Here is a 22,421-nt window from a genome sequence, read left to right as displayed (position 1 = left end):
CCCCACTCGCTTTTCCGCCAGAAGAGAAGAAGCAAGCAGATCCCTCTTGCTACCCAACGCTGTCGCCACCAGGCAGCAGATCCTTGGGATCCTCCGGTGGGGGCAGATGCGCCAGATCCACAGGCGAAGGGGATCCCCCCAAAATTCGCACCTGGATCCCCTTGATCACGACATAGAGCACCGGCACCACCAGCAAACTGAGCATTGTCGAGACGAACATGCCGCCGATCACCGCCGTGCCCAGAGACTGACGGCTGGCGGCCCCGGCCCCGCTGGCCACTGCCAGCGGGAAAATGCCAAGTATGGTGCTCAAGGCCGTCATGAGAATCGCGCGGAAGCGGGTCTCTGCCGCCTGCACTGCAGCCTTAACCAGGGGGATCCCTTGGGCAACCAACTGGTTGGCAAACTCCACAATCAAGATGGAGTTTTTGCTGGCCAGCCCGATCAACATCACCAACCCGACTTGGCAGAAGACGTCGTTGGTCAAGCCCCGCAGCAGTTGCGCCAAAAGAGCCCCAAGAACCGCCAGCGGCACCGCCAACAAAATGATCAAGGGATCCACATAGCTCTCAAATTGCGCCGCCAGCACCAGGAAGACGAACACCGAGCCCAAAGCAAAGATCAGCGGCGCCTGTCCTCCCGACTCGATTTCTTCCAGCGACAGGCCCGACCACTCGAAGCCAAACCCCTGCGGCAACAACTGGGCGGCTAGAGTTTCCATAGCCCGAATCGCTTGCCCTGAGCTAAAGCCCGGCAGGGCGCTGCCCTGAATTTCCACCGAGCGGAAGAGGTTGAAGTGGTTGATGATGGCCGGGCTGGTGGTCTCCTCCACCTGAACCAGGGTGCTCAACGGCAAGAGCTGCCCCTGCCCACCCCGCACGTAGAACTGGCCGATGCTTTCCGGGTTACCTCGGAATGCTTGATCCGCCTGCACATAGACCCGGTAGTTGCGGTTGAACAGGTCGAAATCATTGACGTAGGTGCCCCCCAGCAGCGTCTGCAGCGTGCCGAAGACATCCAACAGAGGGATCCCCAACAACTGGGCCATCTCCCGATCCACCTGTACTTCTAGCTGCGGCGAATTGGCGTTGAAGGTGGGCGGGTTAATCCCCAAGCCCAAGGGGGGTTGGCCCGGCGGGGGCGGCGAGTTGCCTACAAAAAACAGGGTGTTGGCCGTCTGCTCCAAGAGGTTGAAATCGTTCACCCCCCGATCCTGAAGCTGGAAAGTAAACCCGCCCGCAACCCCCAAATTGGGAATGGCCGGCGGCAGGATCGGGATCACCAATGCGCGGCTGATCCCGCCCAAAAAAGGCCCAAATAGCCGGTTGACAATCGCTTGCGCCGATTGCTCCGGTTGCCGCCGCTCTTCCCAGGGCTTGAGGGTGGCAAAGATCAGCCCATTCCCCGGCGAGGGCCCGGTAAAGCTGAACCCCCCCACGATCACCCGATTTTCGATCTCAGGGATCCCCTCCAAAATAGCGGCGGCCTGCCGGATCACCCTGTCGGTATAGTTGAGGGAAACCCCCGGCGGCCCCTGGACAATGGTGATGAAAAAGCCCTGATCCTCATCCGGCACAAACCCCGTCGGCACAATTTGGAACAGCCAGTAGGTGAGGCCCAAACAGGCAATAAACCCCGTCACCACCAACAGCCGCAGCTTCACCACCAGCTCCAGCAGGCGGCAGTAGGCCGCTCGGATCCCTTCCACGGCGCGGTCAAACCAGCGCAGCAGCCAAAACATCTGCTCTGAGCGCGGACGAATCAGCAGCGCCGACAAAGCCGGAGCCAAGGTAATGGCATTAAACGTGGACAGCGAAACCGACACGGCAATGGTGACGGCAAACTGCTGGTAGATGCGACCGCTGGTGCCAGGAAAGAAAGCAACAGGCACAAATAGCCCCAGCAGCACCAGCGTCGTGGCGATCACCGCCCCCAACACCTCGTTCATCCCCGCCGAGGCCCCCTGCAGAGGCCGCATGCCGCGGTCGCGGATGTAGCGGGAGATATTCTCCACCACCACAATGGTGTCGTCCACCACCAAGCCAGTGGCCAGGGTGAGGCCGAACAGAGTCAAAGTGTTGATGGAAAAGCCAAACAGGCGCACAAAGGCGAAGGTCCCCAGCAGCGCCACCGGAATTGTAACGGTGGGAATGAGGGTGACGCGCCAATCTTGCAAAAAGATGAACAGTACCAGCACCACCAGGGCAATAGCCTGCAGCAGGGTAAAAATCACCTCCTGCACCGACTCGGTAATGAACAGGGTGGCGTCGAAAGGGATCTCGTAGATCAAGCCGGGCGGAAAACTCTCCGCCAGCTGCGCCAACGTCTGCCGCACCTGCCGCGACACCTCTAGGGCGTTGGCATCCGGTTGTTGGGTGATGGCGATCCCCACCGCCTCCTGCCCCCCGATGCGGAAGAACGTATCGTAGCTTTGGGCCCCCAGCTCTACCCGGCCCACATCGGCAATGCGCACCAAGCTGCCATCGGCGTTGGCCTTGAGAACGATCTGGGCGAACTCCTCCGGCTGCGACAGCCGCCCCGTGGCCTGGACGCTGATCTGAAACTCCTGATCCGGGGGGCTGGGCTGGCCGCCAATTTGGCCGGCGGGCACCTGGATATTCTGCTGGCGCACTGCGTTTACCACATCCAGAGCTGTCAGACCATAGCTGGCCAGCCGCGTCGGATCCAGCCAGATGCGCATGGCATAGGTGCGCTCCCCGAAAATGATGACATCGCTGACGCCGCGGATGCGCCGCAAAGCATCCCGCACAAACAGCTCCGCGTAGTTGCTCAAAAACAGCTCGTCGTATTCCCCCGCCTCTGAGCGCAGCGCCAACACCAGCACAAAGGCGCTGTCGCCGGCCTTTTCCACGCTGATGCCGTTTTGGATCACCTCCGCCGGCAGCCGGCCCTGGGCCCGCGCCACCCGGTTCTGCACATCCACAGCCGCCGTGTCCAGATCCCGATCCGGGCTGAAGGTAACGGTGATCTGGCTGGTGCCGTTGCTGCTGCTCACCGAGGCGATAGACCGTATACCCTCGACGCCGTTGATCTCCTGCTCCAGCACATTGGTTACCGCCGTCTCCACCGTCTCGGCGTTGGCCCCAGGATAAACAGCAGTCACCCTCACCGCTGGCGGCGCCACCTGTGGGTAGTAGTCCACCGGCAGTAGGGGAATGCTCACCGCCCCCACCAGCACGATCAGGATGGAGCAGACGCTGGCAAAAACAGGGCGGCGAATGAAAAAGTCAACAAACATAGTCCAGCGCAGTGAGGAGTGAAAGGGGATAGCTGAGTTGGGAAACCGCCGGAGAGAGAGGACCTAGGGCGGGGATCCAGGAGGTCTCCCTCCCCCTTGTGGCTGCATCCTCTGCTGAAAAAGCACCTCATCGACAATCGGGGCGCCATCGCGGATTTTCTGCAGGCCGCTCAGCACAATTGGCTCATTGGCCTCCAAACCCTCCAGCACCTCATAGCTGTTTCCGTAGATGGATCCCAGCTGCACCGGCCTTTGCACCGCCACCGCCCCCGGGGGCATGCCCTCTGCTGGCGGCTCCGTTGTCTGCACCGTGTAGACAAAGGTTTGCGCCCCCAAGCGGGCCACCGCCGTCACCGGCACCAGCAAGGCCGGCCGCTCCTCCCAGATGACCCGAGTCCGCACAAACTGGGCCGAGCGCAACTGGCCGGCAGGGTTCTCCAGAAGAGCCTTGGCCAGCACCGATTGCGTGGCGGCGTTGGCTTCGGGAGCAATGAAAGAGATTTGGCTGCTGCCGATCACCTCGCCGCGGCTATCCAGGATCTGCACCGGCGTGCCAATGCGCAGCTGGGGGGCCCGCTGCAACGGGATGTTGAGGTTGAGCTCCAGCGCCTGGGTTTGGGTCAAGGTGGTCAAAACCGTCTGAGGCGTCACGTAGTCCCCTTGCCGCACCAAAACATCCCCCACAATGCCGGCAAAGGGAGCCGTGACCTGGAAAAACTGCAGTTGCACCTGCTGCCGCTCCGCCTCGGCCTGGGCTCGCTGCACCTCCCGCTCTGCCCGCAAGATCGCGGCCTCCTGGGCGCGGATCTGCTCCTGTTGCGCCGCCAAAGCCGCCTCCGCCTGGCGCAGGTCGCGGCTGGATTGATCCGCTTGCGCCTGGCTGATGGCCCCCTCGGCCAAGAGGCGCAGGTTGCGCTCGTGCTGCTCCCGGGCAAACTCCGCCGCTGCCTCCAGCCGCAGCCGATCCGCCCGCAACTGGCTGAGCACGGCCCGGCCGCTCTCCAGGTTGGCTTGGGCTGCGGCTATCCCCGCCGTTTGGCCGGCCACCGCCGCCTGTTGCTGCCGGCTGTCGATCTCAAAGAGAGGGGCTCCGGCAGCCACCTGGGATCCCAGCTGCACGAACACCTGGGTCACCTGTCCACTGACCTGAGGGCGGATACTGGCCACCTGCTGGGATCCGAGGCTGGCCATGAACTCTGAAGTCTCTTCGATTTGCTGTTCCTCTACCCTGCCGACGGCCACTGGTGTGGGTTGGCCTTCTCCGCCCCCTTCACCCCCCATGCTGCGAGGTGGCCCGCCGGGCCGGCAAGCAGCTACCAAGAGAGAAAGGCACAACAGCGGCAGAGCTGTTCGCAGTTGCATCGTGAACCTGCCTCCCTAACGGCTATCCCAACAGAGGGATCCCACCTCTGCATTGACTCAATCAACCAGGGTACTGAGACTGTGCCCTGCTGCGCCTGTGCAAAAGCGCTGGCCATCCTTCCCAATCCATAGCTAGGGTGGATGCGTGACATCCTCCCGGCGCTCGTCCTGTGGATAGAGCGCGGGCCACCCTTCCCGTCAGCAGGACGGAGTCCTTACCTCGCGGTCGGGCATTCCTGCCCCACGCCACTTGTCTGGGTCTACAACCCCCGACAAAACGACTGGACAAGTGGCTTCCCTTCCCCAGCCTCCCTGGCTACTGCCAGCTTGCAAAACAAGTCTAATCCACAGGGAACGGTGCATCGGCAGACAGGATGGACTCCTGCACCCAGGAACCCCTGTCCACCGGCCAAGAGCAAGATGCTATCCACTCCTTAGGTTTCCCGCAAAGTGTAGTTGTATACGCGCCGGCCAATCTCCAGCCACGCCAACAGCAAGGCCTCCGTCCCGCTACCGCGAGCGGCTTGTTGGGAGGCATCTGGATCAATCCGGTACTTGTAGGTTACCGCCAGCATAAGTAGGTTTTACTACAGATTTCGCTCAGAGGTATGGCGGGGATCCCTGTATCCCGGTGCTCACCCTGCGGGTAGAGTGCAGGACTGATTGCCCCTGCACCTCCGTTGGTTAGCAGATGCGGGATCCTCACCAGTGCGCCGTTGGCCACAGTCTACGGCCCGCTTTGCGAATAGCCGTTTGGGCCATCCCAATCCCAAAGGATCCCATCTCTGCACCCCAAAGTTGCCAAAGTTGAATGAAGCTTATGATTCAAGCCGAGCCAAAAAGATTCGGCACAATGGGGAGAGCCATTTCACCAAGCTGTTGAGGACATCGCTATGGCCTACAAACTCTGGATCGACGGCCAATGGGTCGATAGCCAAGGGGGGGGCCTGATGACCATCGAGAACCCGGCCACCGGCGAGAAACTGGCAGAGGCGGTGGATGCCAGCCCTGCCGATGTGGATCGGGCGGTGCAGGCCGCCCAAACAGCCTTCTACGATGGCCGTTGGTCGAAACTCACCCCCGGCGAGCGATCCCTGGCCCTCTGGAAATTGGCAGATCTGATCGAGGCTCGTGCCCCAGAACTGGCTCGTGTGGAATCGGAAAACACCGGCAAGCCCTACGAGTTCCTCAGCTTAGGGGGAGATTTGCCGTTTGCGGTGGATAATCTGCGTTTCTTCGCCGCTGCCGCCCGCGACATCCATGGCTTTAGCGCCGGGGAATATGCCAAGGGCTACACCTCCCTCTTTCGCAAAGAGCCGGTGGGGGTGTGCGCTCAAATTACCCCCTGGAACTATCCGCTGATGATGGCCGTCTGGAAGATCGGCCCCGCCCTGGCCGCCGGCTGTACGGTGGTGCTCAAGCCCGCTCCTGCCACCCCCCTGACCACCCTGATGCTGGGAGAACTGATCGCCGAGGCTGGGATCCCGCCCGGGGTAGTCAATATCGTTACCGGAGGCAATGCCACCGGCCAAGCCCTGGTGGAGCACCCCCAGGTGCGCATGGTCAGCCTTACCGGCTCTACCGCCACCGGCAAGCAGGTGATGCGGACAGCGGCAGATACCCTGAAGCGGGTGCATTTGGAACTGGGGGGCAAAGCGCCGTTTATCGTCTTCGAGGATGCGGACGTAGAGACCGTTGCTGCCAAGGCCACATTTGCTGCCACCGTCAATACCGGCCAAGACTGTACGGCAGCCACCCGCGTCTATGTGCACGAGAGCAAGCTGGCGCAGGCGCAAGAGGCCATTGTAGAAGCCATGCGCAAAGTAACGGTGGGATCCCCTTTCGAGGCGGGAGTGGAGATGGGGCCTTTGGTCTCAGCAGCCCAGCGGGAGCGGGTGATGGGATTTGTGGAGCGGGCCAAAGCAGAGGGAGCCAAGGTGCTGACCGGCGGTCGGATCCCTTCCCAGCTTGCCCAGGGCTACTACTATGAACCCACGGTGATTGCCAATGTCGATCAAAAAGCGGAGATCGTACAGAGTGAGGTTTTTGGGCCGGTTCTCACGCTCGGCTCGTTTCGCGAAGAAGCGGAAGCGCTACGCTTGGGCAATGACGTCCTATACGGGCTGGCGGCTTCTGTGTGGACTCAAGACATCGGACGAGCGATGAGGTTGGCCGCCGATCTGGAGTTCGGCACCGTCTGGATCAACGACCATATTCCCATTGCCTCTGAGGCCCCCCATGGCGGCTTTAAGCAATCGGGATTTGGCAAAGATCTCTCGGCAGAAGCGGTGCGCGACTACCAAATCACCAAACACGTGATGATTGCAACCCGCTGAAGTGATGCCCATTTTGAACAGAAGATGACCACCAAACAGCGGCGGCTCACCAGGGGTATTCCCAGTCGCCGTAGGCCATTGGTGGCCTTGATTCCGACCTACCCCTTCCCCTTGGGAGAGGGCTTGGGGAACTGTCTGGAGCCGGTTTGGAACCTGATACATTCACGCTGAACTCTCCTGAACATGGTTCAGGAAAGAAGCGATCGCATCCTGCCTATCTCTGAGCAGGAAGGCGGTATCCCGCAAAGCCCTGAGGAATACCCCCCGAGCGCTTTCCCCCTTCACTTCCCGGCAACCGTTGCGGTGGACTCAAGGATCAGGGGGAAACTTGGTCTACTATATCCCTCTCAATGACTTTTGCCAAACCGCCTAAAGCTCAGTAAATTCAGCAAAGTTCAGGGTTTTGGGGGTTAGAGGCATGCTCCCCAGAAAATCTCAGTTGCAAAGGCGGCGCGGAGCACTCAAGCGATAGACTGGGGTGTACAGCTCCCGCTCCGCTGCGAATCTGCTCGATTGAACCGTTGCTCGCCAAGCCTACCCGCCAACCATGGGATCCGCAACTCTATCCGCTCCTTGTACCTTTCCCCTCACCGCTGTAGTGGGGCAACAGGCGGCCAAGCTGGCTCTGCTGCTGGCAGCAGTGGATCCCAGCCTAAGGGGTGTGGTGCTGGTGGGGCCTCGCGGCACCGCCAAGTCGGTTTTGGCCAGAGGGATCCACGCCTTGCTACCGCCCATCGAGGTGATTGCGGGATCCTATTGCAACGACGATCCAGCGCAGCCGGATACCTGGTCCGACTGGGCCAAGGCTCGCTACCCAGCCGGAGAGGTGCCGCCCACCCAAGTGATATCGCCCCCCTTTGTCCAGGTTCCCCTGGGCGTCACCGAAGATCGGCTGCTGGGATCCGTCGATGTGGAGGCCTCCATCAGGCAGGGGGAAACGGTCTTCCAGCCAGGGCTCTTGGCTGCCGCCCACCGGGGCGTGCTCTATGTGGATGACATCAACCTCTTGGACGACGCCATCGTCAACTTGTTGCTGACGGTGGTGGGGGATGGGGTCAACCGCCTGGAACGGGAGGGGCTGAGTCTGCAACACCCCTGCCGGCCTCTCTTGGTGGCCACCTACAACCCCGAAGAGGGATCCCTGCGCCCCCACCTGCTGGATCGCCTGGCACTGGTGGTGCCGGTGGGGCAGGAGCTGAGCCTAGAAGAGCGAGGGGAAATTGTCCAACGGGCAACGCAATTTGTCGATGCTCCCGAGCCCTTCCTGGCCGAGCACCAGGCGGAACTGGAGGAAATCCGCACCCGCATCCTCCTGGCGCGGGAGTGGCTGCCCCAGGTCAAGCCGCAGCGGGAACAGCTCCTCTACCTGGTGCAGGAGGCCATCCGCGGCAACGTCCAAGGGCACCGGGGAGAACAATTTGCCCTGCGAGCCGCCTGTGCCCTGGCGGCGCTGGAGGGGCGGGATCGCCTCCTGGCCGAGGATCTGCAGCAGGCCGTGCAGCTGGTGCTGCTGCCCCGCGCCCGTTACGACCCCGACCAGCCCCCGCCTCCCCCCCCACCCCAATCCCAACAGCCCGATCCTTCCCCAAGCAATTCCGACGACACTGGCGAGGACCAGGAGGAGACGGATCCCCAGCCGGAAAGCCTCAGCCTGCCGCAGGAGTTTTTTTTCGATCCTGAGCAGGTGGCCCTCGACCCGCGCCTGCTGGCCTTTGCCCAGTCCCTCAACCAGCAGGGAAAAACGGGATCCCGCAGCCTGGTGTTCAGCGCCGACCGGGGCCGTTACATCAAGCCCATCCTGCCCCAGGGATCCAACCCCCGCATTGCCGTCGATGCCACCTTGCGAGCCGCTGCTCCCTACCAGAAGAGCCGCCGCCAGCGACAACCGGGACGCGCCGTCGTCGTGGAACCGAGCGATATCCGCGCCAAAAAGCTGGTTCGCAAGGCCGGAGCCCTGGTGATCTTTGTGGTGGATGCCTCCGGCTCCATGGCCCTCAACCGCATGCAAGCGGCCAAAGGAGCGGCCCTGCGCCTGCTCACAGAAGCCTACCAGAACCGCGACAAGGTGGCCCTCATCGCCTTTCGTGGAGAAACTGCCGAAGTGCTGCTGCCCCCCACCCGCTCCATTGAGCTGGCCCGCCGCCGTTTGGAATCTCTGCCCTGCGGCGGGGGATCCCCTCTTGCCCATGCCCTCACCCAAGCCGTGCGGATGGGAGTCAATGCCCGTGCTGCCGGCGACGTGGGCCAGGTGATGCTGGTGGCCCTCACCGATGGCCGGGCCAACATCCCCCTCAGCCGCTCTTTGGGACGGAGCGATGGCAAACCCCAGTCGGGAACGGATCCCATCGACCTGAAGCAGGAGCTGCGGGAGATTGCCCTGCGCATCCGCGCCCTGGGGTTGAAGCTGCTCTTGATCGACTCCCAAAGCCGCTTTGTAACCACCGGCTTCAGCGCCGAACTGGCGGAATTGGCGGGCGGACGGTGCTTTCATCTGCCCCGCGCCACCGACCAGGGGATCGCAGCCGTGGCCCGCTCGGCCATGCAGGAAGGACGCACCTACTCCTGAGAGAACAGCCTCTCCGTCGGCAAAGGTTGTAACTTTTCTTAATGGTTGGTTATGATCCCTGTAGGCGCTCTTTACCTTTTCCCATGGCTACAGGACTCCTGCCCCAACTTTCCCTGCAGAATCCCATGGCTGTCGATTGGGTTAGCCGAGGGGTAGGCGCAGCCATTCGTGCCCTCTTTAAGCATGCAGAGCGGCTGGAGGCGCGCGTGCGAGTGGAGCCTGTTGCCAAATTGTTGCAGGGTCGTATCGACAGCTTTGAACTGTTGGGCCAGCATCTGCAGATGTACAACGGCCTGAGGCTTTCGGCTCTGGAGCTATTCTGCAATGCGGTGGCCATCGATTTCAGCCAAATTTGGCAGGGGAAGATCAAGCTGCGCCAGCCAGTACAGGCCACAATGCGCGTGGTGCTGAGCGAAGACGATCTGGCGCAATCGTTTAACACACCTTTTGTGCTGAATAGGCTGGCCTTAGGAAAGCAGGATGATAGCCCCCTATCCTTCCATCACGTCCATATCAGCATCACCCCGGCGCGGCGACTGCAATTCCAGGCAAACGTACAGCAGGGAGAAGCCAGGGCTTTCCGCGTCGGTTTTTCCGCCCAAGTTGAGGTGCTGGAGCGGCGTCGCATCCGCTTTACAGATCCGGTGTTTGCAGGCGGCACAGAAGAGGAGCTGGCCTTGAGCCGGGCCTTGGTAGATTGCCTGAATGGGCTTCTGGATTTGGATCGGCTCGCCTTGCGCGGCACTGAGCTGCGGGTCGATCGGGTGAACTTACAGCCCCAGCAGATGATCCTATACGGCAGCGCCACCCTGGCCCAATTTCCCACACGCCAACCCCAATGGGAAAGTGCTTGACAGCCTTTGGAAGGGCGGCTACGCTCAATAGTGGTGAGGAGTGAAGAGAAGAAGCCTCTGGGGTCGAAACACGGACAGACTCCCAGAGGTTTTTTCATGCCTCAGGAGCTTGAGAGCTCCGCTCTGCCCCTCGATCTTGATCTGTTGAACTTGTAGTCCTTTGACCCAAACTGGGACACTACACCCAAAACGTTGGTCGCGTCGTCGCGTCAGCGTTGCCGAGCAATAATGCATGCGGCCAAAGGCTTTTCTCAATGGCCCAGGCGCCTCACCCTAACCTGAAACGACTATGATTGCTCAACGTTGGTTACGCCTGGGGATCAAGCTGTCTTTCTTTGCTGTGATGTCCGCAGCTTTGCCAACCGGAATACGGCGCGGCTTCTCTAAAGAATGGGGTAGCTGGGTATCCTAAAAGCTGGGGTTACGGCATCCTTCTTTATTCATGGGGATGAAGTGGCTCAAGACATAACGGTCATTCTAAGACCTAGGAAAGAACTCTTCAGCCTTGACCGTGAGGGGATGTTTATTCTTTGCCTACGGTTGGTTCACTATTCAAGCAGGTCTTGTCAAAGCGAGCACACCGAGTTTGAAACAGCAACTACTCCGCCTACTTGAGTTTTGGCGCCGCCGCTTTCCCCACAGCCTGCGCACCCAGGTGGCATTGGTCATTGCCAGCCTTTCGTTCGTCCCCAACTTGGTTTTCATCCTGTCGGTGCAGTGGATCTGGCCCGACACGCAGTTCAGCGCTGAAGGGATCCTTCTGCTGCTGCTGTGGATCCCGTTGCTGGCGGTGCTATCGGCGGTGGTGGGCTATGCTCTGTCCTCCATGATTTTGCGCCCCCTCACCCTGCTGGCCCGCGAGTTGGCCCATTTGGAAACCTTGATCAACCAGCCTGCCCGTTGGAATCTGCTGCTCCGCCCCGGGGATCCCCAGGAAGCCCTGATCTTGCGGCAGGCCTTTGCCCAGTTGCTGCGCCAGATCCAGATCGACCAAATGCGGCGAGAAGCCTTTACCGCCACCCTGGTTCACGACCTGAAAACTCCCCTCATCGCCTTTGGGCACCTGCTGAGCGCCTTTAAACAGGATCAACAGCTCGAGCCGGAGCAACGTCGCGCTCTGCTGGATCGCATCCTGCAGGAAAATCAACACAATCTCTCTCTGGTGCAGAAAATGGTGGAGGCTCACCGCCTGGAGCGGGGAGAGATCGAGTTGCATCCTCGGCCTTGTGATCTGGGATCCCTGGCCAGAAAGGTGGCCGAGCGCATGGGATCCCTGGCCCAGGAGCGGGGGATCGATCTGCGAGTCGAAGGAGAAGGGTGGGGCAACGCCGATGAGGCAGAGCTGGAGCGGGCGCTGGTGAATCTGGTGGACAACGCCTTGCGCTACGCACGCCATGCGGTGGTGTTAATCGTCAGCCCCCACCAGATCCAGGTGCAGGATGATGGCCCCGGCTTGCCGGCTCCTCTAGAAGAGTTGGCCCAACCCTACGTGACCCAGCCCATTCACATTGCCGGCCACCACTACCCAACCGGCTCAGGAGGTCTGGGGCTATATATCGCCAGGCGCATCCTGCAGGCCCACGGGGGGGACTTGCGGTTGGTCGAGACGGGATCCCAAGGGACTGCTCTAGCCCTGGTGTTGCGCTAACCCAATAGATTGGTGCTGAACAAGACTGGTGTAGTCATTTTAAGTGACATACTCCCGCACTCATGTTGATGCAAAGCGCTCCGCGCCGCTAAAGCGAGAGAGTGCGGGCTTCAAGGACTCCGTCCCGCTGACGCGAACAGTGACTCCGGTTAGCGCTCCGCGCCGCTAGCGCGAAAAGGACATTTCCTGGGCTTAAGGACTACGTCCCGCTAACGCGAAAAGGACGGGATGCCCCGCCCCTGTACTTGATGTCTATAGCGGCAGTGTATAAAACCCCGCTACTTTTTATGGCACCAGTAAGGACAAAACATCATGTCCCCGCCTTTCATCCCGACCCTCACCCTGGATAGTGAATAGTGGATAGTGGTTAGTGGATAGTGACTATTCACTATTCACTAGCCACTAACTAATAGAGGGCGGGGCTTCCCGGCGGTGTAGCTAGCGGTAACTAACGGGGGTGCAGGGGCAATCAGTCCTGCACTCTACCCGCAGGGTAAGCACCGGGATACAGGGATCCCCGCCATACCTCTGAGCGAAATCTGTTGAGCGAAATCTGTAGTAAAACCTACTTATGCTGGCGGTAACCTACAAGTACCGGATTGATCCAGATGCCTCTTGCTCTTGTCCGGTGGACAGGGGTTCCTGGATGCAGGAGTCCATCCTGCCTGCCGATGCACCGTTCCCTGTGGATTAGACTTGTTTTGCAAGCTGGCAGTAGCCAGGGAGGCTGGGGAAGGGGAACCACCTGTCCAGTCGTTTTGTCGGGGGTTGTAGACCCAGACAAGTGGCGTGGGGCAGGAATGCCCAGCCGCGAGGTAAGGACTCCGTCCTGCTGACGGGAAGGGTGGCCCGCGCTCTGTCCGTAGGACGAGCGCCGGGAGGATGTCACGGTGCATGAAGGGTGGGATCCTCTGCACAAGCGTTCGTGAGGTTGGGTTCATGTCTTCCGTGCTGTGGCAAGCGATTGGGTATGCCTGTGGGATCTCGCTGGGGCTCCTAGGCTTGGTTGCCCTGGTCAACGTTCTTGTGGGGTGGCTGGATCGGCAGACCTCAGAGACTCCGGAGGAGCCGACCGAGTCGCCAGAACCCTGCAGCACAACGGAGGGATCCCCGTCGGCATGAGTGACAGGGTTCGCGTTCACGTCTGGGTACGGGGGCGGGTTCAGGGGGTGGGGTTTCGCGCCCACACCGAAGCCATGGCCCGCAATGCCGGTGTTGGCGGCTGGGTGCGCAACTTGCGGGATGGTCGCGTCGAGGCCGTTTTTGAAGGATCCCCTGCTGCGGTGGAGGCCATGCTGCGCTGGTGCCAACAGGGCAGCCCCGGTTCGGTTGTGGAGGCCATTGAGCAACGTTCCGAGCCGCCGGAAGGTCTACCCACTTTTGAGATTCGCCCTACCGTTTGAGGAAGTTTCGCTGTTCTGAGGATCTGCTTCAAGCTGGGCTGCTCCGGCCTCGTCCTGGGTTCTGGGCTGCCGTCCCCAGAAACTGTCTGTGAGCTGGGATCCCCCAAGGTCGCACTAGAATGGTTACGCCGCAAGTTTTTCCTATCCCATGACTGTTGCTGCCCCCGCCAAAGTGCAATACGAAGCTGTGATTGGGCTGGAAGTTCACTGCCAGCTCAGCACCCGCTCCAAGATCTTCTCCAGCAGCGCGACAGCCTTTGGCGCTCCCCCCAACACCCAGATTGACCCCATCTGCATGGGCCTGCCCGGCACCCTGCCGGTGTTGAACGAAAAGGTGCTGGAGTACGCGGTCAAAGCGGGTTTGGCCTTGAATTGCACCATTGCCCCCTACAGCAAGTTCGACCGCAAGCAGTACTTTTACCCCGACTTGCCCAAAAACTACCAAATCTCCCAATACGACCTGCCGATTGCCACCCACGGCTGGATCGAGATCCAGCTCAGCGACGGTCGCACCAAGCGCATCGGCATCACCCGTCTGCACATGGAAGAAGACGCGGGCAAACTGGTACATGCTGGCAGCGATCGCCTATCGGGATCCAGCTACTCTTTGGTGGATTTCAACCGGGCGGGGGTTCCCCTCATCGAGATCGTCAGCGAGCCGGACATCCGCAGCGGGGAAGAGGCAGCCGAGTATGTGCAAGAGCTGCGCCGCATCCTGCGCTATGCCGGGCTGTGCGATGGCAACCTGCAGGAGGGATCCCTGCGCTGTGATGTGAACATCTCGGTGCGTCCGCTGGGATCCCAGACCTTTGGCACGAAGGTGGAAATTAAAAACATGAACTCCTTCAACGCCATCCAACGGGCCATCGAGTACGAGTTCAACCGCCAAGTCAAGGCTGTGGAGGCAGGCGAGCGGATCGTGCAAGAGACCCGCCTCTGGGAAGAAAACAGCCAGCGCACCATCAGCATGCGCAAGAAAGAGGGATCCAGCGACTATCGCTATTTCCCGGAGCCGGATCTGCCGCCCATTCGCGTTACCGAAGCGCAGAAAACCCGCTGGCAGGCAGAGCTGCCGGAATTGCCCGGTGTGAAGCGGCGACGTTATCAGGAGGTGTACGGCCTCTCGGTGTACGATGCCCGCTACCTCAGCGATGAGCGCAACACCGCCGAATACTTTGAAGCCGTGATCGCCGCCGGTGCCGACCCGAAAGCAGCCGCCAACTGGATGATGAGCGACATCGCCAGCTACCTCAACACCCACAAGCTGGACTATCCCGACATTGCCCTGAAGCCGGAAACCCTGGCCGAGCTGATTGGCCTCATCGAGCAGGGCACCATCTCCAGCAAAATCGCCAAGGAGATCCTGCCGGAACTGCTGGAAAAAGGCGGGTCGGCCCGCGCCCTGGTGGAAGCCAAAGGCATGACCCAAATCTCGGATAGCGCTCTGCTGGGGCAGATGATCGCCGAGGTGCTGGCAGAAAACCCCGAGCAACTGCAGCAGTATCGGGGGGGCAAAACCAAGCTCTTCGGCTACTTTGTCGGGCAATTGATGAAAAAAACTCAGGGACGGGCAGATCCAAAGCTGGCCAACGACCTGCTCAAGCAACACCTCGACGGCTAGCTCCAAGCATCGGTGAGGGAATAGCCCAACTCCTGCATCATGCGCCGCAGCAGGGGCAAGCTCAGCCCGATAACATTGCCGGGGCACCCCTCGATCCGCTCCACAAACAGGCTGCCGCGGCCATCGATGGCAAAACAGCCAGCACAATTGAGCGGCTCACCGGTGGCCACATAGGCGCGGATTTCCTCGTCGCTGGGCTTGGCAAAAAACACCCGCGTCACCGCATAGTGGGTGAGGCGGCGGTTCTGCTTCGTGTCAATCAAGGCATGGCCTGTGTAGAGCTCTCCCACTTCGCCCCGCATTTGCCGCAGGCGCCGTTCCGCCTCCAGAGCATTGGCCGGCTTGCCCAGGATCTCGCCATCTAGGTAGAGCACGGAGTCGGCCCCCACGACCAAGACGGGCTCCCGTTGCTGGGCCGCCACCACTTCGGCTTTCGCCGAGGCCAGCTTCTGCACCAGCTCCACCGGATTAGAGCTCTGGATTTGGCTTTCGTCGAAGTAGCTGGGTTGAACGCGATGGGGGATCCCGGCAGCCTTTAACAATTGGCGGCGGGCAGGGGATTGCGAGGCCAGTACGATAGGAGGCAACATCGACTCAACACCTAATTAACACCCAAAGCCTGGACGTTTGCTTAGGGGAAGTTCGCTCTGTGAGCTAGTTTCCATTAGCTTAGTTAGTATGCGCCTGATGGGCGTTGAAAGGAAACTCTCTCGATATCTTCCCAGCTGGATCCCGTTTGTGACCACTCTCCCCACCCAAGCTGATCTCGATCTTGCCCATTCTGGGATCCTCCAGCGCTATTGGGGGGATCAAGACACTCCGGAAAGCCGCTGGGTGAATTTGTTGGTGGCGGTGTTGGTTTTCTGTTCATCCACCTTCTTTGTGGTGGAAACCTATCCCATTCCCCCTGAGGTACGTCTTTGGCTGGAGTGGGTGGATCGCCTCATTCTCGGCTTGTTTGTGGTGGAATATCTGCTCCGACTGGCGGCGGCCCCGCAAAAGCTGCGCTACGTCTTCAGCCTCTATTCACTCATCGATTTGCTGGCCATTTTGCCCTTTTTTGCCGGGCTAACCGATATTCGCTTCATCCGCCTCTTGCGCTGGTTTCGCATCCTGCGGCTGCTGCGCTTGGTGGAGGGCAAAACCCTGTTTGGGCAAGTGATCTCCGCCGATAGCCGCATTTTGCTGCGCATTTTCTTCACCCTCTTTGCCATTGTTTTCGTCTACTCTGGGCTGATCTACCAGGTAGAACATCCAGTGAATCCTGGCGCTTTTGCCACCTTTTTGGATGCTTTCTACTTTTCCGTCGTTACCATGACCACGGTGGGGTTTGGGGATCTCACCCCCACTTCTGAGCTGGGCCGGCTGCTGACGGTGCTGATGATCCTGACGGGGATCGCTCTAATTCCCTGGCAAGTGGGGGAGCTGATCAAACAATTGGTGAAAAGCGGCAACTCGGTGCAATGGGCCTGCCCAGGCTGTGGCCTCTCCCAGCACGATGGGGATGCCCAATTCTGCAAGCGCTGCGGCACACTGCTCTATCCAAGGGATTGAGGCTGTTGGCCAATTTGGGGCAAAGACAGGATAGGCTAGGACGGGTTGCAGGAGGATCTGCGATGTTGGCCCACCCCGAGCTAACCATCCCCGGCAAGCTGAACGTGAAGGCGGGCGTGGCGATGCTGGTTGCCGCCATTGTCCTCGGCTGGATCCTCAGCCAAGTTCAGCCGTTGCCGCTCGCCCCCCAGGAGGCTTCGGGGATCCCTGCCGAGCCCCTCCTCTGGCAGGAGGTGCCCAAACAAAAGTACGCCTGGCACATTTGCTACGCCTTTTTGGGCAACATGGGGTTGATCAACATCGGCGGCGGACTGGCCCTGGTGGTGCTGGGATCCCGCTTTACGGCTGGGCAAATGCTCTCGCAAATTCTCCTGTTGGGGGGAATGCTGCACCCGGCTTCTTGGGCTTTGGTGGCCCTGACGGGGCTGGAAGGGTGGGGCTGGCTGGGTAATGCCGGAGCCGCAGCGGTGGCGGTGGTGGTGATGGTGTTGTTTGTTTACCTGGTCTTGGCCACCTGCCGTTCCCTACAAGCCGTCCGAAGGCTGACCCAATCCCGAACCTGCCGTTAGCCCCAGTTGGGGAAAGCTGAGAAATCGTTTAAGATCGTTAACGGCAACACTCTAAACAACCGGACGGTGCTCTGCATGGCGGTGCAAGAGGAGGTTTTTTTTGAGGGCGGCCCCCACAGTGGCGATTTGGTGTTGAACTCCTTCATTGGGGCTACACTTGTCGGCTTGCCTCTGTTTGTGGGGGCACTGGTGCGTAAGCTGTGGGTACACTATCGGATTACCAATCGTCGCATCACCGTGATTGGGGGATGGGGCGGCAAGGAGCGCTCAGATGTAATCTACGGCGAGATTGCCAAGGTGGTTATGGTGCCCCGTGGCTTGGGCGTGTGGGGAGACATGGTGCTCACCCTCAAGGACGGCAGTCGCCTGGAGATGCGGGCCCTGCCTCGCTTCCGCGAGATCTACAACTACATCAATGAGCGGATCGACGAGAAAGCCAAGCAGGTGAGCGGCCCAATTGGCAAAAAGCGCCGCTCTGCCAAGTCCTGACCGTGCCTGAGCCTTGGGGATCCCTTCCTGTGGCTGTCCCCACTCTTCCCAGCCGGGATCCCGCTTGGCCTGAGCGCCTGGCCCTGGTGCACGAGTACCTGATCTGGCCGGGGGGATCGGAAAAGGTTCTGCAGGAGCTGGTGGCTTTTGCCCCACAGGCCCCCCTTTACGTTAGTCTCTTCTCCGCTCACACCCTGCCGCCGAGCTGGCAGGAGCTGACAATTCACACCTCCTTTTTGCAAGGCTGGGCCAAGTGGCTGGGGGTGCTGCGCCCTGACTACCACGCCCGCCTCAAGTATCTGCTGCCCTGGATGCCGTTGGCCTATGAGAGCTTCGACCTCTCCGGCTATGACTGTGTGATCTCCAGCAGCCACGCCTTTGCCAAAGGGATCCTGACGGGAGCCTCTACCCTGCACCTGAGCTACATCCACAGCCCCACCCGTTACCTCTGGGAGAACCGGGAGCTGTATCTGCAGCGAGAAGGGCTGGGGAGAAGCGGGCCTGTTGGCGCAATTGGCCAATGGCTGCTGCACCGCTTGCGCCAATGGGATTTTCTGGCAGCTCAACGTCCAGATCTGTTGATCGCCAACTCCCAGCACATTCGCCGCCGCATTGCCAAGCTCTATCGCCGCGAGGCTGTGGTCATTTATCCGCCCGTTCCGCTGCAGGGGTTGGAGCCGGTGGCGGATCCCAGCGCCGATTATGACCTGGTGGCAGGCCGACTGGTGCCCTACAAACGGGTGGATCTGGCGATTGCCGCCTGTGAACGGCTGGGTCGTCGGCTACTGGTTGTGGGCGAAGGGCCGGAGCTGGCTCGGCTCAAGCGACTGGCGGGGCCGCAGGTGGAGTTTTTGCCCCATCAGCCCCCCGATCGTTTCCGGGAACTGCTAGCCAATTGCCGGCTGCTGCTGTTCCCCTGGGAGGAGGATTTTGGCCTAGTGGCAGTGGAGGCCCAGGCCTGCGGCCGCCCCGTGGTTGCCCTCAACCGGGGAGGTGCCCAAGAGACGGTCATCCACGGCCAAACCGGCATCCTCATTCCCGAGGCCAGTGTGGAAGCGCTGGTGGAAGGGCTGCGGCAGGCGGATCGACAGGAATGGGATCCGCAGCGGATTCGGGCCCATGCTCTGCAATTTGCCCCAGAGCGGTTTCATGCCCAGCTGGGAGCCCTGTTGCGCTGGGCTTGGCCTCGTTTTCAAGCTGGAGAACGGTTGGATCCCCGAGAATGGAGCGCTCAGTAGGGCCGCCGCTGCACAAAAGTCGGCAACTCAATCCGGTTGCGACTGCCCGTTTCCCCTCCTGCCCGTGAAGCGGCCAAAGCGGAGCGTTTCAGGAGCCTTTCTGTCCGTTGGCGCCAGCCGAGCGGGGCACTTTCTTCCCGCTCGTCCAGGGTGAGCGGCGGGATCCCTGGGGTGGGTGTTCTCCAGGTGGTGGCCGGGGAAGGAGCAGACTCGTCAGCCGCGGCAGGAATCCGTTCCTGGTCGCGCCAGCGGTGCGGAGCACTAGCCCGATGATTCGACCTGGGCTCGACAGCCGCTGCTTGGGGGGAAAGCGAGGCTGACTGACGCAGTGTGGCCAGCTGCTCTTCCAGTTCTTGATTGCGCTGCTGCAGCAGAGCTACTTCCTTTTCTTGGGTTTGCGCGTAGGCGTGGGCCTGCACGCACTCGGTTTTCAAAGCCATCACCTGCTGCTGCAACTTCTCGATTTGCTTTTGGCTGACCAGATGATGGGCCTCGGCCAGTTCTCGCCCCCGCCGGGCTGCTTCCAGGCTTTCTCGGGTGTCCTGCACCTGCTGCTGAACTTCCTGCCACTGGGCAAGGGTGGGACGCTGGGCCAACTCTTGCATGAGCTGATCCCGCTCGGCTCGCAAAGCACCAAGCTCGCGGGTCAAAGCCTGCACCTGCTCCTCCAGGGCAAGGATTCGCTGCGCCTGTGAGGACTCTGTTTCCCTGAGGTGGGCGGCCTGGGCTGCTTCCGCTTCCAGCTTGGCAATCTGTTGGGCTTGCTCGGCCTGCTGCCGCTGACTCTGCTGCAGCTCTTCCAGCAAGGTGGCTCGCTCGGCCTTGGCAAAAGAGGCCTGTTGGCGCAGATGATCCAGCTCCGCCTGCAAGCGTGCCCATTGCTCTGGGGTAGGACGCTCTTCCAGTTCGCGAATACGTTGCCGGGCGGTGTTCAGGTCAGCTTCCATGTGTGCCTTTTCGGTTTCCAGATGGGTCTTCAAACGCTGCCATTCGGCTTCCGCTTGGCGGTGGGCAGCCTCTAGCTCCGCCCGTAGGGTTTCCAGTTCTTGTGCAGAAGGTCGAGCAGCCAACTCTTGGATTTGCGCTTGCAATTGTGCTTTTTCCTCCTCTAGCTGCTGTACACGGAGCTGCAGTTGGGCTTGCAAAAGCTGCACCTGCGGCAACTTGACGGCGTATTCTCCCAATTGGTTGGCCTGCTGTTTCAGCTCCAGGAGCTCCTGCTGCAGTTGGTAAAATCGGGCCGGATCGACGCGCCGCTGCAATTCCGCCTTGAGGGTTTCAATTTCCGTCTGACTGGTTTGCAACTGCTGCTGCAGAATGTGGTAGTGCTCCAGCGTTGGACGGCGCTCCATTTCCCACAGGAGATTCTGCAGTTCTTCGATGTGCTGTTGCTGAAGCTGAAAAGCCTCTGGGGTAGGGCGCTGGGCCAGCCGCGCTTTCTCCTCTTGACACGCTTGCAAAGCTTGATCCCGCTCTTGAATCTGGGCCTGTGCTTCCAGCAGTTGATGTTCCAGGCGATGGATGCACTCAATCTGCTGCAATGACAGCGCTTCCGATTCGGCGAGGGATCGCTCTAGGTTGCGCACCCGCGCCCGCAAGGCTTTTAGCTCCTCTTCCCCTTCCATATCCAGGCTGCTCGACAGGTTATGGGCCTTACTGTAGCAGATGGTCTGGATGAAAATCCAGCTCGCCACTATCTGTAGTGTAAATTTTTAGCTTTTCCCAGAACCAACACTAACTCTGTTGCCCCCGCCCTCTATACTGAGAAGGTGAGTTTTCAGATGAACCCTGTGATGAAGCTGGGATCCAAATCCTGGGGATGGGCGCTGGGCCTGCTGGGCGTGGCCTTGGTCGGTTGTGGTGCCGATGCGCTGACGGCCAGTACTCCGCCGCCGCCTTTGATCACCAGCAGCGATATCCCTTCTGTGGTGAATCGGAACGGCTTTTTGGAGCTGGGGGTCTCGGTATCGGTGCCGGGGCGGATCCCGGCGGAGCTGGCGTTTCAGGTGTCGTGGTCAGGGATCGAGGTGCAGACGCTATCGGCAGCGCAGGTGAATTGTGTGTCTGGAGAGGTGTTCTGTACAACCCGCTTCCGCATTCGTCCTCCCCTAAGCTTGGTGCCCGGCTCCTACCTGCTCAGCTTGCGGGTCTTCGACCGGTTGGGCCAAAGCGCTGTGGTGACCGGGACGGTGCTGCTCAGGGATCCCTGAGGTCGCCCTATCCTTGCCCAGCCTTGAGAAAGCGGTGCGGTTCCCGTTCCCATAAGCATTGCGTAGCAGTAGGTAGCAGTATGAGGTGCCGTAGGCATAGCACCTCTGCCCAAGCTTTGAATGGGTAAGGGATCCCTTCAGCGGGGGGGAAATACTTTTTGGCGAACATCGTCGGCGAAAGCTTCCACTGCTTCTCGGATCGCCTGTCTCAAGTTGGTATAGGGCTTGGCAAAAGGGGGGAGCCGCTCGCTCAGCCCCAGCAGGTCGTGGGTGACCAAAATCTGCCCATCGCAGGCCGGCCCGGCTCCAATGCCCAGGGTTGGGATCCCCACTTGGGCCGAGATTTGGGCAGCCAATTCCGCCGGCATGTGCTCCAAAACCAGGGCAAATGCTCCTGCTTGCTCCAGGCTGAGGGCTTCTTGCCGCAGACGCTCCGCCTCCGGAGTGGTTTTTCCCTGCTGGCGATAGCCTCCCAGTTGATGTTTGGCCTGCGGAGTGAGGCCGATATGACCCAAAACCGGGATCCCCCGCTGCACCAGAAAGGCCACCGTTTCCACCATGTCGGGGTAGCCCCCCTCCAGCTTGACCCCGTTGACTCCTGCCTCCTTCATCAACCGCCCTGCTGAGAGGAGAGCTTGTTCTTTGTGGACTTGATAAGTCAAGAAGGGCAAGTCGGCCACCAAAAAGGCCCGTTCTACCCCGCGGCGCACCGCCTGGGCGTGATGGAGCATCTGTTCCAGCGTCAGGGGCAGGGTGCTGGTATACCCCAAGTGGGTCATGGCCAAGCTGTCGCCCACCAGGATCAAGTCGATCCCAGCCTGATCCAAAATCTGAGCGGTGGCGTAGTCGGCAGCCGTGAGGGCCACCAAAGGTTGACCCGCCTGTTTGGCCTGGCGAAAGTGGTGAATGGATAGAGCAGCCATATCCCTATGATCTCATCTGGGCGTTCCCGCCAGCGGTGCGGAGCACTTTCCCATCAACCGCATCCCGTGGGGGAAGCAAGCTTGGCTTTGAGGCTGGGAAGAAGCAGGAGACTCGGTTTGCCGTTAAGATGGTAAAGCCCCACAGCTGACTGGAAGGGTGACAGAGTGGTTGATTGTGACGCTCTCGAAAAGCGTTGTGACTGCAAGGTCACCGTGGGTTCGAATCCCACCCCTTCCGTCTTCAGGCATACAGTTTTAGAACGCCTTGCCCAGCTAGGGCCTCTGGGATTTTTGGGGATCCCACCCAAGCCCTTCGCATCAGCGGTGCGGTTCCCCCATAACACTTTGGCATGGAGCCAAGGTCAAGGTTGGATGGGGTTCTTGGCCTT

18 protein-coding genes and 1 tRNA gene are annotated in these 22,421 nt (G+C 60.5%); 13 read left to right on the top strand and 6 right to left on the bottom strand.

Annotated elements, in window-relative coordinates:
• Window positions 1-49: 49 nt before the first annotated feature.
• The 3 genes from ACVWZG_RS05105 to ACVWZG_RS05095 all read right to left on the bottom strand — a co-directional run bounded on the left by ACVWZG_RS05105 (window position 50) and on the right by ACVWZG_RS05095 (window position 5,196).
• Window positions 50-3,259 carry an efflux RND transporter permease subunit gene (locus ACVWZG_RS05105; protein WP_457405233.1) on the bottom strand — a complete coding sequence of 1,070 codons (3,210 nt, stop codon included), beginning with the start codon at window positions 3,257-3,259 and terminating at the stop codon, window positions 50-52.
• 63 nt (window positions 3,260-3,322) lie between these two features.
• On the bottom strand, window positions 3,323-4,621 hold the full coding sequence (locus tag ACVWZG_RS05100) for an efflux RND transporter periplasmic adaptor subunit (protein WP_011432359.1): 1,299 nt from the start codon (window positions 4,619-4,621) through the stop codon (window positions 3,323-3,325).
• A 434-nt stretch (window positions 4,622-5,055) separates the two neighbouring features.
• The gene (locus tag ACVWZG_RS05095) at window positions 5,056-5,196 is read right to left on the bottom strand and encodes a hypothetical protein (RefSeq protein ID WP_414384465.1); all 141 of its coding nucleotides are present in this window, start codon (window positions 5,194-5,196) and stop codon (window positions 5,056-5,058) included.
• Between the two features lie 318 nt (window positions 5,197-5,514).
• Between ACVWZG_RS05095 and ACVWZG_RS05090 the strand changes: the two genes are divergently transcribed.
• The 7 genes from ACVWZG_RS05090 to gatB all read left to right on the top strand — a co-directional run bounded on the left by ACVWZG_RS05090 (window position 5,515) and on the right by gatB (window position 15,049).
• Entirely contained in the window at window positions 5,515-6,957 is a 1,443-nt protein-coding gene (locus ACVWZG_RS05090; RefSeq protein WP_011432357.1) for a gamma-aminobutyraldehyde dehydrogenase, read from the top strand.
• A 547-nt stretch (window positions 6,958-7,504) separates the two neighbouring features.
• Entirely contained in the window at window positions 7,505-9,523 is a 2,019-nt protein-coding gene (gene bchD, locus ACVWZG_RS05085) for a magnesium chelatase ATPase subunit D (RefSeq protein WP_457405232.1), read from the top strand.
• A gap of 125 nt (window positions 9,524-9,648) precedes the next feature.
• Entirely contained in the window at window positions 9,649-10,377 is a 729-nt protein-coding gene (locus tag ACVWZG_RS05080; protein WP_457415274.1) for an LmeA family phospholipid-binding protein, read from the top strand.
• A 586-nt stretch (window positions 10,378-10,963) separates the two neighbouring features.
• Entirely contained in the window at window positions 10,964-12,025 is a 1,062-nt protein-coding gene (locus tag ACVWZG_RS05075) for a sensor histidine kinase (protein WP_414329262.1), read from the top strand.
• A 939-nt stretch (window positions 12,026-12,964) separates the two neighbouring features.
• Window positions 12,965-13,147, top strand: coding sequence for a hypothetical protein (locus ACVWZG_RS05070; RefSeq protein ID WP_041436250.1), 183 nt, complete (start codon window positions 12,965-12,967; stop codon window positions 13,145-13,147).
• The gene (locus tag ACVWZG_RS05065) at window positions 13,144-13,428 is read left to right on the top strand and encodes an acylphosphatase (RefSeq protein ID WP_414351467.1); all 285 of its coding nucleotides are present in this window, start codon (window positions 13,144-13,146) and stop codon (window positions 13,426-13,428) included. Before ACVWZG_RS05070 ends, ACVWZG_RS05065 begins: the two co-directional genes overlap by 4 nt.
• 148 nt (window positions 13,429-13,576) lie before the next feature.
• On the top strand, window positions 13,577-15,049 hold the full coding sequence (gene gatB, locus ACVWZG_RS05060) for an Asp-tRNA(Asn)/Glu-tRNA(Gln) amidotransferase subunit GatB (RefSeq protein WP_011432351.1): 1,473 nt from the start codon (window positions 13,577-13,579) through the stop codon (window positions 15,047-15,049).
• Here the strand turns inward: gatB and ACVWZG_RS05055 are convergent.
• Window positions 15,046-15,639, bottom strand: coding sequence for a Maf family protein (locus ACVWZG_RS05055; protein ID WP_414412897.1), 594 nt, complete (start codon window positions 15,637-15,639; stop codon window positions 15,046-15,048). The genes gatB and ACVWZG_RS05055 overlap by 4 nt on opposite strands.
• 148 nt (window positions 15,640-15,787) lie before the next feature.
• On the opposite strand from ACVWZG_RS05055, the gene ACVWZG_RS05050 reads away from it, so the two are divergent.
• From ACVWZG_RS05050 to ACVWZG_RS05035, 4 genes are all read left to right on the top strand, one after another.
• A complete protein-coding gene (locus ACVWZG_RS05050) occupies window positions 15,788-16,603 on the top strand; it encodes an ion transporter (RefSeq protein WP_457405225.1) in 816 nt (271 codons plus the stop codon).
• A gap of 62 nt (window positions 16,604-16,665) precedes the next feature.
• A complete protein-coding gene (locus ACVWZG_RS05045; RefSeq protein ID WP_011432348.1) occupies window positions 16,666-17,172 on the top strand; it encodes a hypothetical protein in 507 nt (168 codons plus the stop codon).
• A 75-nt stretch (window positions 17,173-17,247) separates the two neighbouring features.
• Complete coding sequence (locus ACVWZG_RS05040; protein ID WP_011432347.1) at window positions 17,248-17,661, top strand: PH domain-containing protein; 414 nt, start codon at window positions 17,248-17,250, stop codon at window positions 17,659-17,661.
• Window positions 17,662-17,690: 29 nt separating this feature from the next.
• On the top strand, window positions 17,691-18,899 hold the full coding sequence (locus tag ACVWZG_RS05035) for a glycosyltransferase (RefSeq protein WP_414374160.1): 1,209 nt from the start codon (window positions 17,691-17,693) through the stop codon (window positions 18,897-18,899).
• On the opposite strand, the gene ACVWZG_RS05030 is transcribed toward ACVWZG_RS05035, so the two are convergent.
• Complete coding sequence (locus ACVWZG_RS05030; protein WP_457405222.1) at window positions 18,893-20,593, bottom strand: hypothetical protein; 1,701 nt, start codon at window positions 20,591-20,593, stop codon at window positions 18,893-18,895. The genes ACVWZG_RS05035 and ACVWZG_RS05030 overlap by 7 nt on opposite strands.
• An 87-nt stretch (window positions 20,594-20,680) precedes the next feature.
• On the opposite strand from ACVWZG_RS05030, the gene ACVWZG_RS05025 reads away from it, so the two are divergent.
• Window positions 20,681-21,109: a hypothetical protein gene (locus ACVWZG_RS05025; protein WP_457405221.1), complete on the top strand. Its 429-nt coding sequence runs from the start codon at window positions 20,681-20,683 to the stop codon at window positions 21,107-21,109.
• Between the two features lie 137 nt (window positions 21,110-21,246).
• Here ACVWZG_RS05025 and panB read toward each other — a convergent pair whose 3' ends face one another.
• The gene (gene panB, locus ACVWZG_RS05020) at window positions 21,247-22,032 is read right to left on the bottom strand and encodes a 3-methyl-2-oxobutanoate hydroxymethyltransferase (protein WP_457405220.1); all 786 of its coding nucleotides are present in this window, start codon (window positions 22,030-22,032) and stop codon (window positions 21,247-21,249) included.
• Window positions 22,033-22,183: 151 nt separating this feature from the next.
• Between panB and ACVWZG_RS05015 the strand changes: the two genes are divergently transcribed.
• Window positions 22,184-22,270: transfer RNA gene (locus tag ACVWZG_RS05015), tRNA-Ser, on the top strand.
• Window positions 22,271-22,421: the final 151 nt, after the last annotated feature.

It is taken from the genome of Thermostichus sp. OS-CIW-33, from assembly GCF_054059615.1.
The sequence above is the reverse complement of the archived record's forward strand: the minus strand, read 5'-3'. Positions and strand labels throughout refer to the sequence as shown.

What these genes read in the sequence shown, in the direction of transcription:
- ACVWZG_RS05105 (WP_457405233.1), bottom strand. Translation starts at nt 3,259, where the DNA reads ATGTTTGTTGACTTTTTCATTCGCCGCCCTGTTTTTGCCAGCGTCTGC.
- ACVWZG_RS05065 (WP_414351467.1), top strand. Translation starts at nt 13,144, where the DNA reads ATGAGTGACAGGGTTCGCGTTCACGTCTGGGTACGGGGGCGGGTTCAG.
- ACVWZG_RS05055 (WP_414412897.1), bottom strand. Translation starts at nt 15,639, where the DNA reads ATGTTGCCTCCTATCGTACTGGCCTCGCAATCCCCTGCCCGCCGCCAA.
- ACVWZG_RS05095 (WP_414384465.1), bottom strand. Translation starts at nt 5,196, where the DNA reads ATGCTGGCGGTAACCTACAAGTACCGGATTGATCCAGATGCCTCCCAA.
- ACVWZG_RS05025 (WP_457405221.1), top strand. Translation starts at nt 20,681, where the DNA reads ATGAACCCTGTGATGAAGCTGGGATCCAAATCCTGGGGATGGGCGCTG.
- panB (WP_457405220.1), bottom strand. Translation starts at nt 22,032, where the DNA reads ATGGCTGCTCTATCCATTCACCACTTTCGCCAGGCCAAACAGGCGGGT.
- ACVWZG_RS05080 (WP_457415274.1), top strand. Translation starts at nt 9,649, where the DNA reads ATGGCTGTCGATTGGGTTAGCCGAGGGGTAGGCGCAGCCATTCGTGCC.
- bchD (WP_457405232.1), top strand. Translation starts at nt 7,505, where the DNA reads ATGGGATCCGCAACTCTATCCGCTCCTTGTACCTTTCCCCTCACCGCT.
- gatB (WP_011432351.1), top strand. Translation starts at nt 13,577, where the DNA reads ATGACTGTTGCTGCCCCCGCCAAAGTGCAATACGAAGCTGTGATTGGG.
- ACVWZG_RS05045 (WP_011432348.1), top strand. Translation starts at nt 16,666, where the DNA reads ATGTTGGCCCACCCCGAGCTAACCATCCCCGGCAAGCTGAACGTGAAG.
- ACVWZG_RS05040 (WP_011432347.1), top strand. Translation starts at nt 17,248, where the DNA reads ATGGCGGTGCAAGAGGAGGTTTTTTTTGAGGGCGGCCCCCACAGTGGC.
- ACVWZG_RS05070 (WP_041436250.1), top strand. Translation starts at nt 12,965, where the DNA reads ATGTCTTCCGTGCTGTGGCAAGCGATTGGGTATGCCTGTGGGATCTCG.
- ACVWZG_RS05100 (WP_011432359.1), bottom strand. Translation starts at nt 4,621, where the DNA reads ATGCAACTGCGAACAGCTCTGCCGCTGTTGTGCCTTTCTCTCTTGGTA.
- ACVWZG_RS05090 (WP_011432357.1), top strand. Translation starts at nt 5,515, where the DNA reads ATGGCCTACAAACTCTGGATCGACGGCCAATGGGTCGATAGCCAAGGG.